A 14,387-nucleotide genomic window follows, 5' to 3' on the forward strand; every position below is an offset into this window, starting at 1 on the left:
GAGTAGCGTTGCGCGACAGTTCGACCGCAAGAGAATCGCTAGACGGTGGTGCGACGCAACCGCTCGAGATTCGATGACAGGCGCTCGGCCTCGACCTCGCCGATCACGGGGACCACCAGCTCGCGCATGACACCTTCGACGATCTCGTCGCCGGTAGCCGCGGCGGCGAGCCCCTCATCCGTGAGTTCGAGCAGCAGAGAGCGACGATCGGACGGATGTGCGACTCGCGTCAGCCATCCGCGCCGCTCGAGGCGGTCGGCCGACTTGCTCGCTCCCCCGACGCTCAGGCCGAGCCCTGCGGCGAGCTCCTGCACGCGGCATCCCGGTGTCGCGCGGACGATTCGAAGTGGAAGCAGGGTGACGAGCGGCATCCCGGCCTCCGCGCGCAGCCGGGTGTCGGCCGCGTCGAAGAGCTCGACCTGCACGGCGATGAGCCGCGAGAGCAGCAGCGGAAGATCCGCCGTACTCAATTTACATTCCTGGGAATAATAATCGCGGGAAACATGTAATCACGGTACATGACTACAGAACGCACCACCGCAGACGACACGAACACCGAGCCGTACGTCCAAAGCGAATCGCACGCCCGTCTCCTCGGGATCCGCGCAGCACTCGACGAAGTGATGGGGTCGCGACCCGTACCGGACGGGGTACGTCGATCGACCAGCCGGTTGGCGGGCGTCCCGGTGCTCGACATCACGATCGAGGGTGTCGAGCCTCGCGGGACTCTGCTTTGGTTCCACGGCGGCGGATTCGTCGCGGGGACGCCCGACGTCACGATCGGAAAGGCCGCGGCGACGGCACGTGCGACGAAGATGCGAGTACGGAGCGTGGAGTACCGGCTCGCCCCCGAGCATCCGTTCCCCGCGGCCCCCAACGACGCGCTCGCGGCCTACCGCGCTGTGCTCGAGGAAGTGCCGGCCGATGAGCTGATCATCGGTGGCGAGTCCGCGGGCGCTGGACTCGCACTCGGCCTGGCACTCGCGGCACGTGACGCAGGGCTGCCGCTTCCACGCGGCGTGGTGCTGTACTCGCCGCCGACCGACTTGGCGATGACGGGAGCGAGTCACCGTACGAAGGTCGATGTCGACGATGCCCTCACGCCGGCCCTTCTCTCCGAGGTGTTCGGTGCGTATGCCGATGGTGTGCCGCTCGATGACCCGCGAGTGAGCCCGCTCCACGCAGACCTGCGCGGGCTGCCGCCGCTGCTCGTCGTGGCGGGCACGCACGAGCTGTTGCTCGACGACGCTCTCGCTCTCGTGGCGCGTGCCGCGGCTGCCGATGTGGACGTGGATCTCGTGGTCGGCGCCGGCATGCCGCACGTCTTCCCAGGCCGTAGTGGGCTCGCTCGTGCCTCGGAAGCGCTCGACGTGGTCGGGGCGTTCGCGCAGCGTCGGCTTGGTCTCCCCGTGAATCCGATCGTGCGGGATCGTCGATGAAGGCGCAGCATGAGTGGCATGGGAAAGATCGTCGTGTACGAGTTGATGTCCCTCGACGGGGTCGCCGAAGATCCGGATGAGTTCGTCCTCGATTGGGACGACGCGATGGATGCCAACCTCGCCAGCGTGATCTCGTCGCAGGATGCCGTCATCCTCGGCCGCCGCAGCTACGACGAGTGGGCGCAGTACTGGCCGAGCAGCACGACCGAGCCCTTTGCGACATTCATCAACGGGGTCACGAAGCACGTCGTGACATCCACACCGCTCGACCGGGAATGGGCAAGCGCGACCGCGATCAACGGGACGCTGGTCGACTTCGTTCGCGATCTCAAGAAGCAGAGTGGAGGCGACGTCGGCGTGCACGCGAGCATCTCGGTCTCCCAGGCGTTGCTCGCCGCCGATGTCGTCGACGAACTCAGGCTCGTGATCGCCCCGAGGATTGCGGGCAGTGGACGTCGGCTTCTCGACGGTCTTCCGTCGATCCGGCTCGAGCCGATCCGGAGCGAGCGCTCACCGGCCGGGTATCTGCTCGTCGACTATCGCGTCGTTCATCAGAGCCCGCCCGATGGCAGCGGTCGCTGAGAGGATGTCGACGCGATGAGCAGAGTGGTGCTGATGTGCGGTCCGGCGGGCGCGGGCAAGTCCACGGTGGCCCGACATCTGGAAGCGCAGGGCATGACGCGCCTCTCCTTCGATCAGGAAGCGTGGGAGCGCGGAATTCACGAGATGCCTCTGCCGCCGGAACTGCACCGCGAGATCGAGGGTCACCTTCGTTCGAGGCTCTTCGATCTGGTGGCGGCCGGCGCCGATGTGGTGCTCGACTTCTCGTTCTGGTCGAAGCGCGCACGAACCGAATACCGCGAGCTGCTGCGCCCGCTGGGCGTCGAGCCCGAGACCGTCTATCTGGCGACGCCCCGCGACGTCGCGCTCGGCCGGGTGCACGCTCGTGCCGCGGCAGGCGGGGACGACTACCGGCTCGACGAAGAACTCGCCGCAGCGTACTTCGATCACTTCGAGCCGCCCACGGAGGACGAAGGGCCGCTCACGGTCATCAGCTGAGCGATTTCGCGTTGCAGGATGCCCGCGCCTGGGTGACGCGCAGCCGTCAGCCCGGGCCCGGAGCGGCATCCGACTCGAGAAGAGCTCGCAGCATGCGGCGGAACTGCGTGGCTTGTGTGCTGCTCAGAGGGGCGAGGAATTGTTCTTCCGCGGCGGTGTGAGCGACTTCAGCTTCACGGCATGTCGCTTGCCCCGCCGCGGTGAGCTCGATGAGGTTGCGTCGGCGATCGCCTGGATCGGGCCGGCGGGTGAGCATGCCCTTTGCCTCGAGCGCATCGATCAAGGCGACCATGGTCGTTGCGTCGACGCCGGCATTCGCTGCGATCCCCTGCTGCGACAGGGGCTCGCTTCGAGCGAGAACCCAGAGGACGCCGAATTCCGCGCGATCGATGCCGAGTGGTTCGAGCGCGGCGTCGGCCTGCGCGCTGAGGCGACGTTGCACGTGCTTGACGAGGTATCCGAGCATGTCGCCGGGATCGCGCGCCGGTCGGCTCTGACTCACCATGACGGAATCATACCTTGTGCAAATCATCGGCACTACCGACTATTGTGTCCAAGAACGTTCCGGCATCACCGGCACGCGCCCCACGAAGGAGAACAGCGTGAGCATCGAACTCGAACAGACCCCGGCACTCGTCGTGATCGACCTGCAGTCAGGCATCCTGGGCCATCCGACTGCACACCCGCTGGAGACCATCATCGGCAATTCCGCGAAGCTCGCCGAGGCGTTCCGCGCCAAGGGTCTTCCCGTTGTTCTGGTGAATGTCGCCGGCACTGCGCCCGGCCGCACCGAGCGCGGAAAGGCCTCCGGACGGTCGGGGGCGCAGACGCTTCCGGCGGAGGCGACGGTGCTCGTGCCGGAGCTCAACCAGCAGCCGAGCGATATCACCGTCACGAAGCGAACCCTCGGTGCCTTCCTCTCGACCGATCTCGACGCGCAGCTGAAGGCGGTCGGCGCCACGCAGATCGTGCTGACCGGCGTCTCGACCACCTCGGGTGTCGAGTCGACCGCCCGTTCGGCGTACGAGCTCGGCTACCACGTGGCCTTCGTCACCGATGCGATGTCCGACAACGCCGAGGCGCACGAGGCGTCGATCGCACACCAGTTCCCGAAGCTGGGCGAGCTCGGCACGACGGCCGAGGTACTCGCGCTGCTCGCGGCGCGGTAGCCGGCGCATCGCCCGGCTGTCGCGTACGCGGCCCGACGGAGTGTGGCATGTTGGCGGGGATGATCGATATCAGGGCAGTCTCCGCGGACGACTGGATGGCGTGGCGAGCGCTTCGCCTGCGTGCGCTGCGGGAGGCATCCTTCGCCTTCGGCTCGACGTACGACGACTGGAGGGATGCGCCGGAATCGCGCTGGCGGCAGCGACTGCAGACCGCGCAGGCGCTGAACCTCATCGCCTACCTCGACGAATCACCGGTCGGCATGGCAAGCGGGATGCCCGGTGAACGCGCCGGGACGATCGAACTGATCTCGATGTGGGTGGATCCCTCGGCACGTGGTGCGGGCGTCGGGGACGGGCTCATCGATTCGATCGAGCGGTGGGCATCCGGTCGGGCTGATGAGCTGTGGCTGGCCGTCGTGCCGGCGAACGATCGCGCCATCGGCCTGTACTCGCGTCACGGGTTCGAGCCGGTACCTGAACTCGGCGATCTGCTCCGCGACGGATCGGGGCGCGAGATTCTGATGCGCAAGATGCTCCGGGGACACTCGTCGCGTGCGTGAAAAACGTACGCTGTAAAGATTTTCTTGGAGCTTGCTCCGCGCGGTGCCATGATTGACCAGTCAGCTCCTGCTCGAATCGATTCGACTCACCGTGGGCCAGCTGTCTTCCATTCTGTTCTCAGCGCCGAGGAGCCCGGTGCCCGCTGCCCCAACCACCCAGAAGAAGCAATCGTCGTTCGTCACGACGATGTCGTCACCGATGTTCCGTGGGGCGACGATCGCGGTCTTCATCTCCAGCTTGGGCGTCTCTGCTGCCGCGCCGCAGATCGCGTCGTTCCTGGTCAACGATCTGCACGCATCCCTGACGGTGGCGGGCCTCTATTACCTGACCAACCTCACTGCACCGATCGCCGGCTATCTCGTCGGATCGCGATCGGACCACACCGGCAAGCGACTGAATCTGTTCCGGCTCTGCGCCCTGGCGGGGTTCCTCGGCTGGATCGGCATCGCGTTCTCGACTCAGATCTGGATGCCGTTCGCGATCAGTGCCGTTGTGCTCGGTTTCGCCGGCGCTGCCGGGTCGCAGCTGTTCGCCGCCATTCACGACTATGCCAAGGGGCATCCGGATGGCGAAGGCATCGTTGCGATCGTGCGGATGTCTGTCACGGCTGGGTGGGTGATCGGCCCGGTCGTCGGTTCCTTCTTGGCATCCGCATTCGGCTACCACGCGATGTTGTTCGTCATCGCGGCCTGCAATCTCGCGCAGATCATTCCGATCGGATTCCTGCGCGACGCGCCACCGGCAGCGGAGGGCACGGCGACGACTCCGACGACTCCGACGACTCCTGTCGTGGTCCACCAGCGTCCCGGATTGAAGGCGATGTGGCCATTGCTCGTGTTCACCGGGCTGTACATCCTGGTCTATGCCGGCGAACCCATCAAGTACGGCTACCTGCCCATCTACATGCGAGACGACATGCACCTTCCTGCGGTGGTCAGCGGAGCCGTGATCGGCATCCAGCCGCTCATCGAACTGCTTCTCATGCCACTCAGCGTGATCGTGGCCCGCCGCACCGGCATGATGCGGCTGATGGTGGTCGGCGCCGTGTTCGGAGTCGGCGCCTACCTGTGCTTCGCGCTCACCGACAACGTCGTGGGGATGTTCGCGGGCCAGGTCCTCATGGGCGGCGTCTGGGGGATTTTCGCCGCGCTCGGCATCATCCTCGCGCAACGGCTCCTCTCGCAGGCGGTCGCCACCGCGTCGGCGATCTTCATGAGCTCCACCGCGATCGCCAGCGCTCTCGGCGGACTGACCGGCGGTCTCGGCGTCGGGGTGGTCGGCCTGCCACTCGTCTTCCTGATGCCCGCTCTCTACTGCCTGCTCGGTGCGATCGGGATCGCCGTGATGTCGCGCAAGCACAACAACGGGAACGAGGTCGGGCCCGAGCTCTCCATATGACGGGTCAGGTCGCGCCGCGGATGCTTGCAGCAGACCTCAGCCGTTCCGGCGTTCCTCGCACTGACGGACCAGCTCTTCCACCGCGCTCAGGACGTGAGCGCAGGTGTGAAGAGGACTTCGATGGGCTTGTCGAAGAGGTGGGCGATGCGGAACGCGAGCGGGAGTGAGGGATCGTACTTTCCCGTCTCGAGGGCGACGACGGTCTGGCGCGACACCTGCAGATGCTCGGCGAGCACAGCCTGGGTCCACCCGCGCGCTTCGCGTTCAGAACGGATCAGATTCTGCATCAGGCTCTGGATGCCCCGGTCACGAGGTTGGTGAACTCCCAGGCCACGATCCCGATCAAGGCGACAGGCCAGCCCGCGTTCGGTACGTCGAAGCCGGCTCCGCTGAGGGTGCCCAAGGTCACGGCGGCGAACATCGCCACGGTGAAGCCGACCGCCAGCCCGGGGAAGAGCAATTTGACCTGGTACTCGTCCAGCCGGCGCACACGCAGCACGATGACGACGATCACCCAGACCATGAACAGCAGGGGCAGCACCGCCCAGACAACACGCCACGGGCTGGTCGCATGACCCCATTCGAAGAGCGCGAAGCTCGCGAGCAGATAGCAGGCGGTTCCCACCCAGAGCCGCACACGGAAGCTGCGCCGGCGCCGCCGTTCGGTCGGGGATTCTCCGCCGGAGTCAAGGTCGCTTGTCATGTCTCGATGGTACGAGCGGATGGCGGTCTAGTCAAGGAGACTTGTCATCTTCGAATCTCGCGTCAATGCCAGGCCCGGCGGCACGGGTCGTTTGGTTGGCACGGTCGTTTGGTTGGCGCGGGTCGTTTGGTTGGCTCCGGTAGCTCCGGCGGCTCGGGTGCTCAGCTGGCTCGGGTGCTCAGCTGGCTCAGGTGGTTAGGTTGGCGTCATGGCACTCGACCCTCAGTCACCACGCGAGATCGCGCAGTTCATCCGGGAGTGCGGGCGCGGCGTGGTGGCGACCGTGTCGCCGGAGGGGCATCCCGAAGCTGCACTCGTCGGCCTGGCGGCGCTCGACGACGGATCCATCCTCTTCAACAGTTTCAGCAGCACCCGCAAGATGGCCAATCTGCTGGCGCACCCGCGCATTGCTCTGGTCGTCGGAGTCGACGGCGCCGTCACAGTGCAGCTCGAAGGCGACGCGACCGTCACGCAGGGCGAATCGCGCGCTCGGTTCGCAGCGGAGTACGAGCGCCAGTCGCCCGGCTCGCGCGCGGCATCCGACACCATGTCGCTCGTCGTGGTGCGACCGAGGTGGGTCCGCGTGTACGACACGAGCCAGGAACGGCCGGTGGTGACCGAAGCGCCCTGGTGACGGCGACGGCGCCGACTGCGGTTTTCGATAGGCCGACGATATGTGCCGGCTCCTAGCATGGGGAGGGTGCGTGTCTTGGTGGTCGAGGACGAGCCTTATATGGCGGAGGCGATCCGCGACGGGCTGCGTCTGGAGGCGATCGCAGCCGACATCGCGGGCGACGGCGACACGGCTCTGGAGCTGCTGAGCATCAACGCCTATGACATCGCGGTTCTCGATCGCGACATCCCTGGGCCCTCCGGCGACGAGGTCGCCGAGAGCATCGTGGCCTCAGACAGCGGCATGCCGATTCTGATGCTGACGGCGGCGGATCGCATCGACGACAAGGCATCCGGATTCGAGCTCGGCGCCGACGACTACCTGACCAAGCCGTTCGAGCTGCGGGAGCTCGTACTGAGACTCAGAGCGCTCGACCGCAGGCGCGTGCACAAACGGCCGCCCGTGCTCGAGATCGCCGGCTTGCGCGTGGACCCGTTCCGCCGCGAGGTCTACCGGGACGGCAGGTACGTCGCGCTCACCAGAAAGCAGTTCGCGGTGCTCGAGGTGCTCGCATCCGCCGGTGGTGGCGTCGTCAGCGCGGAGGAGCTGCTTGAACGGGCCTGGGATGAGAACGCCGATCCGTTCACGAATGCGGTGCGCATCACAGTCTCGGCACTGCGCAAGCGGCTCGGCGAACCATGGCTGATCGCCACGGTGCCGGGTGTCGGGTACCGCATCGACGTGCGACCGGCATCCGCTGGCGAGGGAGCCGAGCATGACTAGGAAGCCCGGCGTGAGCGTTCGTCTGAAACTCACCCTCAGCTACGCGGTGCTCCTCATCGTCGCGGGTGCCCTGCTGCTCGCAGTGGTGTGGGTGTTCATCCTGCGCTACGTACCAGTGAACGCGATCAGCATTCCCGGATTCTTCATGCCGGGCCGCTACGACCTCTGGCGGGCATTCGCTCCTCCGGCCGCGGGGGCTCTGGTCTTTTTGCTGCTCTTCGGTCTGCTGGGCGGGTGGGTGCTCGCAGGCCGTATGCTCGCGCCGCTGACCAGAATCACGGATGCCACGCGCAAGGCTGCCAACGGATCCCTTTCGCATCGCATCGAACTGGAGGGCCGGGCGGACGAGTTCCGCGAGCTCGCCGACAGCTTCGACGCCATGCTCGCTCGAATCGAGGCGCACGACGCCGAGCAGCGCCGGTTTGCGGCGAACGCGTCCCACGAGCTGCGCACGCCCCTGGCGGTCACGCAGACCCTGCTCGATGTCGCGAGAAGCGATCCGAACCGCGACACCGCCGAGCTCCTCGAGCGACTTCGGAACGTCAACGTCAGGGCGATCGAACTCACAGAGGCCTTGCTCCTGCTCAGCCGCGCCGAGCAGCGCTCCTTCGCCCGCGGCAAGGTCGACCTGTCGCTCGTCGCGGAAGACGCGTCGGAAGCCCTGTTTCCCCTCGCGGAGAAGAACGGCATCGCCATCGACACGTCAGGAGAAGCGGCGTTCGCCCTCGGCTCCTACTCGCTCGTGCTGCAGCTGACCACGAACCTCGTGCACAACGCCATCGTCCACAACGTTCCGGAGCACGGCACTGTTCAGGTCCAGACGGCCACCGACGCCGGGTCGGCAGTGCTCACGGTCGAGAACACCGGGGAAATGCTCTCGCCGCAATTGGTGGCGACACTCACGGAACCGTTCCAGCGCGGCAGCGGACGCATCCGCAGCGACCATGCGGGCGTCGGCCTCGGACTGGCGATCGCCAAGAGCATCGCCGAAGCGCACGACGGAACACTGACCCTCTCGCCGGTGGAGACCGGCGGTCTGCGCGTCACCGTGGAACTGCCGGCCGCTCCCTGAGCGCCGGCCGCTCGCTCGGTGCCCACCGCTTCCTCGGTGCCCACCGCTTCCTCGGTGCCACCGCTTCCTAGGTGATCGGAAAGTCGAAGTAGGTATCGGGATGCGGCTCGTTCCGCAGCGTGTAATGCCACCACTCCGCCGGATACGAACGGAATCCGCTCTCCTCCATGATCGAGCGAAGCCGCAGCCGGTTCTGAGCCTCGACCTGCGGGATGCCGTCGGCGCCGTGATGCGACACCGAATCCATCAGGTCGTGGTCGCCGCCCATCGCCGCCAACTCGCCGGTCGCCTTGCGATAGAGCGTCAGGTCGACGGTGCCGCCTCGGCTGTGCCCGGACTTCGCTGCCACGTATCCGAGGTCGAACATCTGGGCCCGTTCGATGTTCGGATAGTGCCGCGGCTTGGTGCGGCCGTCCTCCGGCTGCCTCGACCACAGCACGAAGTCGTCGACGGCGCGTTGCGGGCGATAGGCATCCCAGATCAGAAGCCCGAAGCCGTGCGACGCGGCTTCGTCGCGTGCACGCTCGAGGGCTTCACCCAGCGCCCTGGTGCCGACGATCCGGTTGGCCAGGTACCCGTCGACGGGCCGGCCGGTGAAGTTGTCCCAGGTGGCGTACTTCGCATCCCAGCGGATGCCAGGGAGCTGCTCGTCCAGATACACGAATTCGTTGTTCATCGGCCCCGCTCCCGGGTGGCGAAGGAGATCAGCCGGTCGAGGATCTCTGCCAGCGGGATGCCGGCAGCGGCCATCATGCGCGGGTAGCGGCTGTACGACGTCATGCCGGGAAAGGTGTTGACCTCGTTCAGCACGACGTCTCCGTCTGCCTTCAGAAACATGTCGACGCGCGCCAGCCCGCGGCATCCGAGCGCCCGATAGACGGTCCGTGCCGTCTGCTGCACGAGGAGACGAGCCTCCGTGGAGATCTCGGCGGGAACGACGATCATCGAGTTCTCGGAGCGGACTTCCGGCTCGTCCTCCTGATGGATGCGGAAGAAGCCGTGCGACAAGCGGATCTGGTCCACCTCGCCGACGATCAGTTCGGTGTCGCCTTCGAGCACGGCGCACCCGACCTCGCTGCCGACGACCGCCTCCTCGATCAGGATCTTGGAGTCGAACCGGCTGGCGGCATCCACCGCGCGAGGCAGGTCTTGTTTGGCGTCGACGCGACTCACGCCGAACGAGGACCCGGAGCGCGCCGGCTTGACGAAGACGGGATAGGACATGCGGACCGCGTCGACGTGGCCGTCGGCGGTGATGGTCCAGAAGTTCGGGGTGGCGATGCCAGCGCTTCTCGCGACGAGATAGGTGAGCGACTTGTCCATGGACAGGGCGGAGCTTTGGATGTCGCAGCCGACGTAGGGGATCCCGGCGAGTTCCAGCAGTCCTTGGATTGCGCCGTCTTCGCCGAACCTGCCATGCAGGACGGGGAGCACCACGTCGAGACGGATGATCGCGGTGCGGTCGCCCTCGTCGACCAGCAGACCGTGCACGGCTCGGTCGGGCGACAGCGTCACCGGACGGCATCCGCTGCTCTCCCAGTCGGGACCTGGACTCTCGCAGAGCTTCCACTCACCGTGCGTCGTGATCCCGACATAGAACGGTTCGTACTTCGCGAGATTCAGATTGCGTGCAACCTCGTGCGCTGACTTTACGGAGACGGGGTGCTCTTCGGATGCGCCGCCGAAGACGATCGCGACCTTCGCTTTAGGCATTCGGAGTTCCTTCGAATTCGAGGCAGTTGAGGAGGGTGTTCTGCACGATGTCGCTCAGGGCGTGATCCGTGTAGTACGCGGTGTGCGGGGTGATCATCACGTTCGGGAGTCGCTGAAGGCGCAGGAACAGTTCGCTGTCGATCGGGTCGTGGCTGTGGTCGGTGTAGAAGATGCCTTCCTCGTCCTCGACGACATCCAGCGCGGCGCCTCCCAACCTGCCGCTCTCCAACTCCGACACCAGCGCCTCGGTGTCGATGAGGGGCCCCCGCCCCGTGTTGATGACGAACGCTCCGGGCTTCAGGAGCCCGAGCCGCGTGCGGTTCAGCAGATGTTTCGTCTCGTCGTTGAGCGGCGTGTGCAGGGTCAGGATGTCGCTCTGCCGCAACAGCTCGTCGAGCTCGCCGTAGTCCGCTGAGACCTTGGAAGGTCGGTCGAAGGCCAGCACGCGGCATCCGAAACCCTGCAGTCTGTCGATGACCGCCGAGCCGATGCGTCCCGTTCCGATGACTCCGACGGTCAGGTCGCGGAGCTCCCTGCCGCGAACCGGCTGCAGTCTGAAGTCGTGGGCCTCGGCGCTGGTGACGGTCGATCGCGCGTTCCGCACGGCCATCAGCATGAGCATCAGCGTGTAGTCGGCGACGCTGTCGGGCGAGTATGCGACGCCCTCGACCGCGACGCCGAGGCTGCGCGCGAAGTCGACGTCGATGTGATTGTACCCGGTGCTTCGGGTCGAGATGTATGAGACGCCCACGTCACTGAGCGCGCGAAGCGCGGGATTCGTGATGCGGGTCTTGTGGCCGACGCTGATGCATCGGTTCCCGGTCGCGAACTCGGCGGTGGACTCGGATGCCGCCGCCTCGGTGATACTGAGCTCGACGCCGAAGCGGGGCGCGACCTCACGAAACAGGGCGGCCTCGTCCGGCTCGCATCCGTACAGGGATATCCCGACGCGTCGCGCGAGCGCTTGCGTCGTGCCCCGGGCGTCGCTGTGGCTCCATTCAGGTACGGCGGACCGTGGTGGCGACGTGCGGACGTGCCATGAGGTTGTTCGTGGTTGCTTGCTGCCGGCCATGCGATCCAGTCAAGACAGCGGGGTGTTGCGACGAGGTATGCGGTTTTCGATATGGCGGCGATACACCTTCAGCGGCTCTGCTCAGTCGCAGGAGCGGGAGTGGCAGCGCGATACCGTCGAGAGGTGGAACCCCGGGAGCGCGCGGAAGCGATAGCGAACACCCTGGATATCGTCGCCACTCGCATAGCCGAGCTGCCGGGCGGCAACCAGAACCATGTCATTCGTGTGATCGGCGAAGGTCGCGACGTGGTCGTGCGATTCGCGAAGGCCCCGGAACGTACGGGCGATCCGTTCGACGTCGAGGAGTGGTGCCTGAAGGCGGTGGCGCAGGTGGGCATCCGCAGCTCCAGGGTCGTTTCGCGCGGGTGGCTGGCAGAGGTCTCGTACCTTGCTGTCGAATACGTCGACGGCGTCACCGCATCACCGGACGACCCGGAGGCCTGGCGCGCGCTTGGTCGATTCGCGACCGCGCTCGCACGAGTGGACGTCTCGAACGCACCCGATGCGCTGTTCCCCCGGTTCGGTCGCGATCTCGACGCAGCGTGGCGGGCCCACCTCGATTACAACCGGGCGGCGCTCGCCGACGGCGATCCGCTCATCGACCTCGGTGTCTACGAACGTGATCGACAGGACCGATTGCAAGCCATGCTCGCCTCGCTCCAGCGGCGGACTCTTGTGCAAGGCCTCGTGCACGGTGACATGTCGACGCGAAATCTTGTCGCGGATCGTGACTACACCCTGATCGATTGGGGATCGGCTCACGTCGGGCCGACTCCTTGGAGCGACCTCGAGCAGATTCATCGTTGGAAGCTGCTCGACGACCAGGAATCGCCGGTCAGCGACAGGGCATGGCGCGAGGTGCTCGCGGGGGCGGGCGTGGCTGAGGCCGAGGCCGAAGCCGAAGCCGAGGCCGAAGCCGAGGCCGAAGCCGAGGCCGAAGCGATGCTCAACGAGCTTGCCGTTCTGAATGCGCTGGATGTCGTCAGATGGGCCATCGACGTTCGGCCGGATCGCCTTCAGGAGATCGTCGGCCGCTCGGCGCGTGTGTTGTGGCGCGTGCTTCACGGGTAGTGCGAGGGATGCCTCGCCGGTGTGCGACGCCACGGTTCTGGCACCTGCACATCACGGAGGGCGTGGCGCCGGTCGGAACGCACGACGGCCGGGTCGTCCGTGCCGCGTGGCGGGACGGTGTACTCCCCTCCTGGCGAGCACTTGCACTGCGCCACCGCGGAGAACTCCATAGAGCATTGCAGCGTAGGCCGGGTCGGGGCTTCAGCTTCGCAGGATGATGTCGAGTGCCCGATCGAGCCGGGTCAGCGATGCGGCACCGTACCCGAGCACGAGACCGTTGAGCGCTGTGGCGGGAGAGACCGCGTAGTTCGCGAGCTCCTCGACGAGGATGCCATCGCGCGCCAGTCGCGTGCGCATGCTCGCGGCATCCGGCAGCGGAGTGGGTATCGGCGCGGCCGTGTCGTCGGGCCGCGGCACGGAGACGTCGCCTGGCAGCGGCCACATCAGCACGGCGTGCAGTCCGCCGGCAAGGGCGCGTACTTGGAGTCCCGGGATCGCAGCGTCGGCGAGCCGCGTCGCGATCCGATCGCGCCGGTGCACGTAGTCGCGGCGCACCCGGCCGAGGTGGCGGCGGAGTGCGCCCGTGCGCATCAGGTGAGCGAGCGCCTGCTGCGCGACCTCGGACACTACGGGGCCGCGGGCGGCGCGGGCCCGCGTGAGGGCATCCGCGAACCGCGCGCCGATGTGCTCGCCGCCCCTGCGCTCGCCGCGTTCGTCCTTCTGGCCGCTGGTGTCGGGCGGTCCACTGGTGTCGGGCGGTCCGCTGGAGCCCGGCATCGCGGCGGCGGGCAGCACCATGTAGGCGCACCGGAGTCGCGGGTCGAGGATCTTCGAGAAGCCGCCGAGGTGCAGCACCACGCCCTCCATGTCGAGGGATGCCAGTGCCGGCATCGGAACACCGCGGTGACGGAACTCGGAGTCGTAGTCGTCCTCGATGACGACGACCTGGTTCGCACCCGCCCACTCCAGCAGTCGTCGGCGGTGGGAGACCGGCATCACGGAGCCGAGCGGATACTGGTGCGTCGGCGTCACCATCACCGCGTCGGGGAGGCCGCGCTCGCGGGAGACGGCTTCGAGGCGATCCAGATCGAGACCCTCGTCGGTGACGGGGATGCCGACCAGCTCGCCGCCGGAGCCGAGAATCGCGCGGCGGCCGGAGCGGTAGCCGGGGTCCTCGACCGCGAAGCGCGGGGTGCGTTGGTGAAGTGTGCGAAGGGCATCTGTCACCAGCGACAGCGCCTCGGACGTGCCGGCGGTCACGATCACCCGCGACGGGTCAGGGACGAACCCTCGCGTGAGGCCGAGCGCGGCGACCTGCTCGCGTAGCAGGGCCGTACCGAACGGGTCGCTCAGCGCGTTGGTCAGCGGGAGTTCGGCAGCGGCGCGCCAGGCCGCGCGCCAGTCGCGGGCTGGGAAGGCCGTGACCGCTGGGATACCGGGGCGCAGGTCGATGGGCGGGCTCATGGGCGGGCTTGTGGTCGGGCTCGTGGTCGTGGTCGTGCTCGTGCTCGGGCTCGTGCTTGTGCTTGTGCTTGTGCTTGTGCTTGTGCTCGACCTTGCACTTGTGCTCGTGTCAGTGGGTGGTGGAATGGTCCTCGGCGCTCGAGGTGCTCCGCCCTGGGTTGCGTTCGATCCGGCGTGCGCCGCGACACCGATGGAGACGTCCGACACCACTCGCGCAACGGCGCCCTGGCGGGTGCGGATGTACCCCTCGCCGTCGAGTTGTTCGTAGGC

19 protein-coding genes are annotated in these 14,387 nt (G+C 66.9%); 11 read left to right on the plus strand and 8 right to left on the minus strand.

Annotated elements, in window-relative coordinates:
- Positions 1-38: 38 nt before the first annotated feature.
- Positions 39-470, minus strand: a complete 432-nt coding sequence (locus MJ603_RS00995; protein ID WP_243061798.1) for a MarR family winged helix-turn-helix transcriptional regulator — start codon at positions 468-470, stop codon at positions 39-41.
- Positions 471-518: 48 nt separating this feature from the next.
- Here MJ603_RS00995 and MJ603_RS01000 point away from each other — a divergent pair, with 48 nt between their 5' ends.
- From MJ603_RS01000 to MJ603_RS01010, 3 genes are read left to right on the plus strand one after another with little or no spacing between them, the layout of a single operon-like run.
- Complete coding sequence (locus MJ603_RS01000) at positions 519-1,439, plus strand: alpha/beta hydrolase fold domain-containing protein (RefSeq protein WP_243061799.1); 921 nt, start codon at positions 519-521, stop codon at positions 1,437-1,439.
- 9 nt (positions 1,440-1,448) lie between these two features.
- Entirely contained in the window at positions 1,449-2,021 is a 573-nt protein-coding gene (locus MJ603_RS01005) for a dihydrofolate reductase family protein (RefSeq protein ID WP_243061800.1), read from the plus strand.
- Positions 2,022-2,036: 15 nt separating this feature from the next.
- Complete coding sequence (locus tag MJ603_RS01010; RefSeq protein ID WP_243061801.1) at positions 2,037-2,498, plus strand: ATP-binding protein; 462 nt, start codon at positions 2,037-2,039, stop codon at positions 2,496-2,498.
- Between the two features lie 46 nt (positions 2,499-2,544).
- On the opposite strand, the gene MJ603_RS01015 is transcribed toward MJ603_RS01010, so the two are convergent.
- On the minus strand, positions 2,545-3,003 hold the full coding sequence (locus MJ603_RS01015) for a MarR family winged helix-turn-helix transcriptional regulator (protein WP_243061802.1): 459 nt from the start codon (positions 3,001-3,003) through the stop codon (positions 2,545-2,547).
- Between the two features lie 97 nt (positions 3,004-3,100).
- Between MJ603_RS01015 and MJ603_RS01020 the strand changes: the two genes are divergently transcribed.
- From MJ603_RS01020 to MJ603_RS01030, 3 genes are all read left to right on the plus strand, one after another.
- A complete protein-coding gene (locus MJ603_RS01020) occupies positions 3,101-3,667 on the plus strand; it encodes an isochorismatase family protein (RefSeq protein WP_243061803.1) in 567 nt (188 codons plus the stop codon).
- A 59-nt stretch (positions 3,668-3,726) separates the two neighbouring features.
- On the plus strand, positions 3,727-4,227 hold the full coding sequence (locus MJ603_RS01025) for a GNAT family N-acetyltransferase (RefSeq protein ID WP_243061804.1): 501 nt from the start codon (positions 3,727-3,729) through the stop codon (positions 4,225-4,227).
- 136 nt (positions 4,228-4,363) lie between these two features.
- A complete protein-coding gene (locus MJ603_RS01030; protein WP_243061805.1) occupies positions 4,364-5,626 on the plus strand; it encodes an MFS transporter in 1,263 nt (420 codons plus the stop codon).
- A gap of 86 nt (positions 5,627-5,712) precedes the next feature.
- Here the strand turns inward: MJ603_RS01030 and MJ603_RS01035 are convergent, their stop codons facing one another.
- Positions 5,713-5,913 carry a helix-turn-helix transcriptional regulator gene (locus MJ603_RS01035; RefSeq protein WP_243061806.1) on the minus strand — a complete coding sequence of 67 codons (201 nt, stop codon included), beginning with the start codon at positions 5,911-5,913 and terminating at the stop codon, positions 5,713-5,715.
- The gene (locus MJ603_RS01040; RefSeq protein ID WP_243061807.1) at positions 5,913-6,329 is read right to left on the minus strand and encodes a hypothetical protein; all 417 of its coding nucleotides are present in this window, start codon (positions 6,327-6,329) and stop codon (positions 5,913-5,915) included. The genes MJ603_RS01035 and MJ603_RS01040 overlap by 1 nt, the downstream gene beginning before the upstream one ends.
- A gap of 208 nt (positions 6,330-6,537) precedes the next feature.
- Here MJ603_RS01040 and MJ603_RS01045 point away from each other — a divergent pair, with 208 nt between their 5' ends.
- The 3 genes from MJ603_RS01045 (at position 6,538) to MJ603_RS01055 (ending at position 8,797) form a co-directional block, all read left to right on the plus strand.
- Positions 6,538-6,963, plus strand: a complete 426-nt coding sequence (locus tag MJ603_RS01045) for a pyridoxamine 5'-phosphate oxidase family protein (RefSeq protein ID WP_243061808.1) — start codon at positions 6,538-6,540, stop codon at positions 6,961-6,963.
- A gap of 66 nt (positions 6,964-7,029) precedes the next feature.
- A complete protein-coding gene (locus tag MJ603_RS01050; RefSeq protein WP_243061809.1) occupies positions 7,030-7,725 on the plus strand; it encodes a response regulator transcription factor in 696 nt (231 codons plus the stop codon).
- Positions 7,718-8,797 (plus strand): HAMP domain-containing sensor histidine kinase, encoded by a 1,080-nt coding sequence (locus MJ603_RS01055; protein WP_243061810.1) that lies wholly within the window; start codon positions 7,718-7,720, stop codon positions 8,795-8,797. Before MJ603_RS01050 ends, MJ603_RS01055 begins: the two co-directional genes overlap by 8 nt.
- 67 nt (positions 8,798-8,864) lie before the next feature.
- Here the strand turns inward: MJ603_RS01055 and vanX are convergent, their stop codons facing one another.
- From vanX to MJ603_RS01070, 3 genes are read right to left on the minus strand one after another with little or no spacing between them, the layout of a single operon-like run.
- Positions 8,865-9,473 carry a D-Ala-D-Ala dipeptidase VanX gene (gene vanX / locus MJ603_RS01060; protein WP_243061811.1) on the minus strand — a complete coding sequence of 203 codons (609 nt, stop codon included), beginning with the start codon at positions 9,471-9,473 and terminating at the stop codon, positions 8,865-8,867.
- Positions 9,470-10,510, minus strand: a complete 1,041-nt coding sequence (vanA, locus tag MJ603_RS01065) for a D-alanine--(R)-lactate ligase (protein ID WP_243061812.1) — start codon at positions 10,508-10,510, stop codon at positions 9,470-9,472. The genes vanX and vanA overlap by 4 nt, the downstream gene beginning before the upstream one ends.
- A complete protein-coding gene (locus tag MJ603_RS01070) occupies positions 10,503-11,582 on the minus strand; it encodes a D-isomer specific 2-hydroxyacid dehydrogenase family protein (protein WP_243061813.1) in 1,080 nt (359 codons plus the stop codon). Before MJ603_RS01070 ends, vanA begins: the two co-directional genes overlap by 8 nt.
- A 123-nt stretch (positions 11,583-11,705) precedes the next feature.
- Here MJ603_RS01070 and MJ603_RS01075 point away from each other — a divergent pair, with 123 nt between their 5' ends.
- A complete protein-coding gene (locus MJ603_RS01075; protein ID WP_243061814.1) occupies positions 11,706-12,653 on the plus strand; it encodes a phosphotransferase family protein in 948 nt (315 codons plus the stop codon).
- Between the two features lie 201 nt (positions 12,654-12,854).
- Here MJ603_RS01075 and MJ603_RS01080 read toward each other — a convergent pair whose 3' ends face one another.
- Positions 12,855-14,117 (minus strand): PLP-dependent aminotransferase family protein, encoded by a 1,263-nt coding sequence (locus tag MJ603_RS01080; protein WP_243061815.1) that lies wholly within the window; start codon positions 14,115-14,117, stop codon positions 12,855-12,857.
- On the opposite strand from MJ603_RS01080, the gene MJ603_RS01085 reads away from it, so the two are divergent.
- Complete coding sequence (locus tag MJ603_RS01085) at positions 14,116-14,385, plus strand: hypothetical protein (protein WP_243061816.1); 270 nt, start codon at positions 14,116-14,118, stop codon at positions 14,383-14,385. The genes MJ603_RS01080 and MJ603_RS01085 overlap by 2 nt on opposite strands.
- The last annotated feature ends 2 nt before the right edge of the window (positions 14,386-14,387 follow it).

Origin of the sequence: Humibacter sp. RRB41, from assembly GCF_022761015.1 — a bacterium.
In the GTDB taxonomy this organism is placed as follows: Bacteria; Actinomycetota; Actinomycetes; order Actinomycetales; family Microbacteriaceae; genus Humibacter.

What these genes read in the sequence shown, in the direction of transcription:
- MJ603_RS01000 (WP_243061799.1), top strand. Translation starts at nt 519, where the DNA reads ATGACTACAGAACGCACCACCGCAGACGACACGAACACCGAGCCGTAC.
- MJ603_RS01005 (WP_243061800.1), top strand. Translation starts at nt 1,449, where the DNA reads ATGAGTGGCATGGGAAAGATCGTCGTGTACGAGTTGATGTCCCTCGAC.
- MJ603_RS01010 (WP_243061801.1), top strand. Translation starts at nt 2,037, where the DNA reads ATGAGCAGAGTGGTGCTGATGTGCGGTCCGGCGGGCGCGGGCAAGTCC.
- MJ603_RS01015 (WP_243061802.1), bottom strand. Translation starts at nt 3,003, where the DNA reads ATGGTGAGTCAGAGCCGACCGGCGCGCGATCCCGGCGACATGCTCGGA.
- MJ603_RS01025 (WP_243061804.1), top strand. Translation starts at nt 3,727, where the DNA reads ATGATCGATATCAGGGCAGTCTCCGCGGACGACTGGATGGCGTGGCGA.
- MJ603_RS01035 (WP_243061806.1), bottom strand. Translation starts at nt 5,913, where the DNA reads ATGCAGAATCTGATCCGTTCTGAACGCGAAGCGCGCGGGTGGACCCAG.
- MJ603_RS01040 (WP_243061807.1), bottom strand. Translation starts at nt 6,329, where the DNA reads ATGACAAGCGACCTTGACTCCGGCGGAGAATCCCCGACCGAACGGCGG.
- MJ603_RS01045 (WP_243061808.1), top strand. Translation starts at nt 6,538, where the DNA reads ATGGCACTCGACCCTCAGTCACCACGCGAGATCGCGCAGTTCATCCGG.
- MJ603_RS01055 (WP_243061810.1), top strand. Translation starts at nt 7,718, where the DNA reads ATGACTAGGAAGCCCGGCGTGAGCGTTCGTCTGAAACTCACCCTCAGC.
- vanX (WP_243061811.1), bottom strand. Translation starts at nt 9,473, where the DNA reads ATGAACAACGAATTCGTGTATCTGGACGAGCAGCTCCCTGGCATCCGC.
- vanA (WP_243061812.1), bottom strand. Translation starts at nt 10,510, where the DNA reads ATGCCTAAAGCGAAGGTCGCGATCGTCTTCGGCGGCGCATCCGAAGAG.
- MJ603_RS01070 (WP_243061813.1), bottom strand. Translation starts at nt 11,582, where the DNA reads ATGGCCGGCAGCAAGCAACCACGAACAACCTCATGGCACGTCCGCACG.
- MJ603_RS01085 (WP_243061816.1), top strand. Translation starts at nt 14,116, where the DNA reads ATGGGCGGGCTTGTGGTCGGGCTCGTGGTCGTGGTCGTGCTCGTGCTC.
- MJ603_RS01080 (WP_243061815.1), bottom strand. Translation starts at nt 14,117, where the DNA reads ATGAGCCCGCCCATCGACCTGCGCCCCGGTATCCCAGCGGTCACGGCC.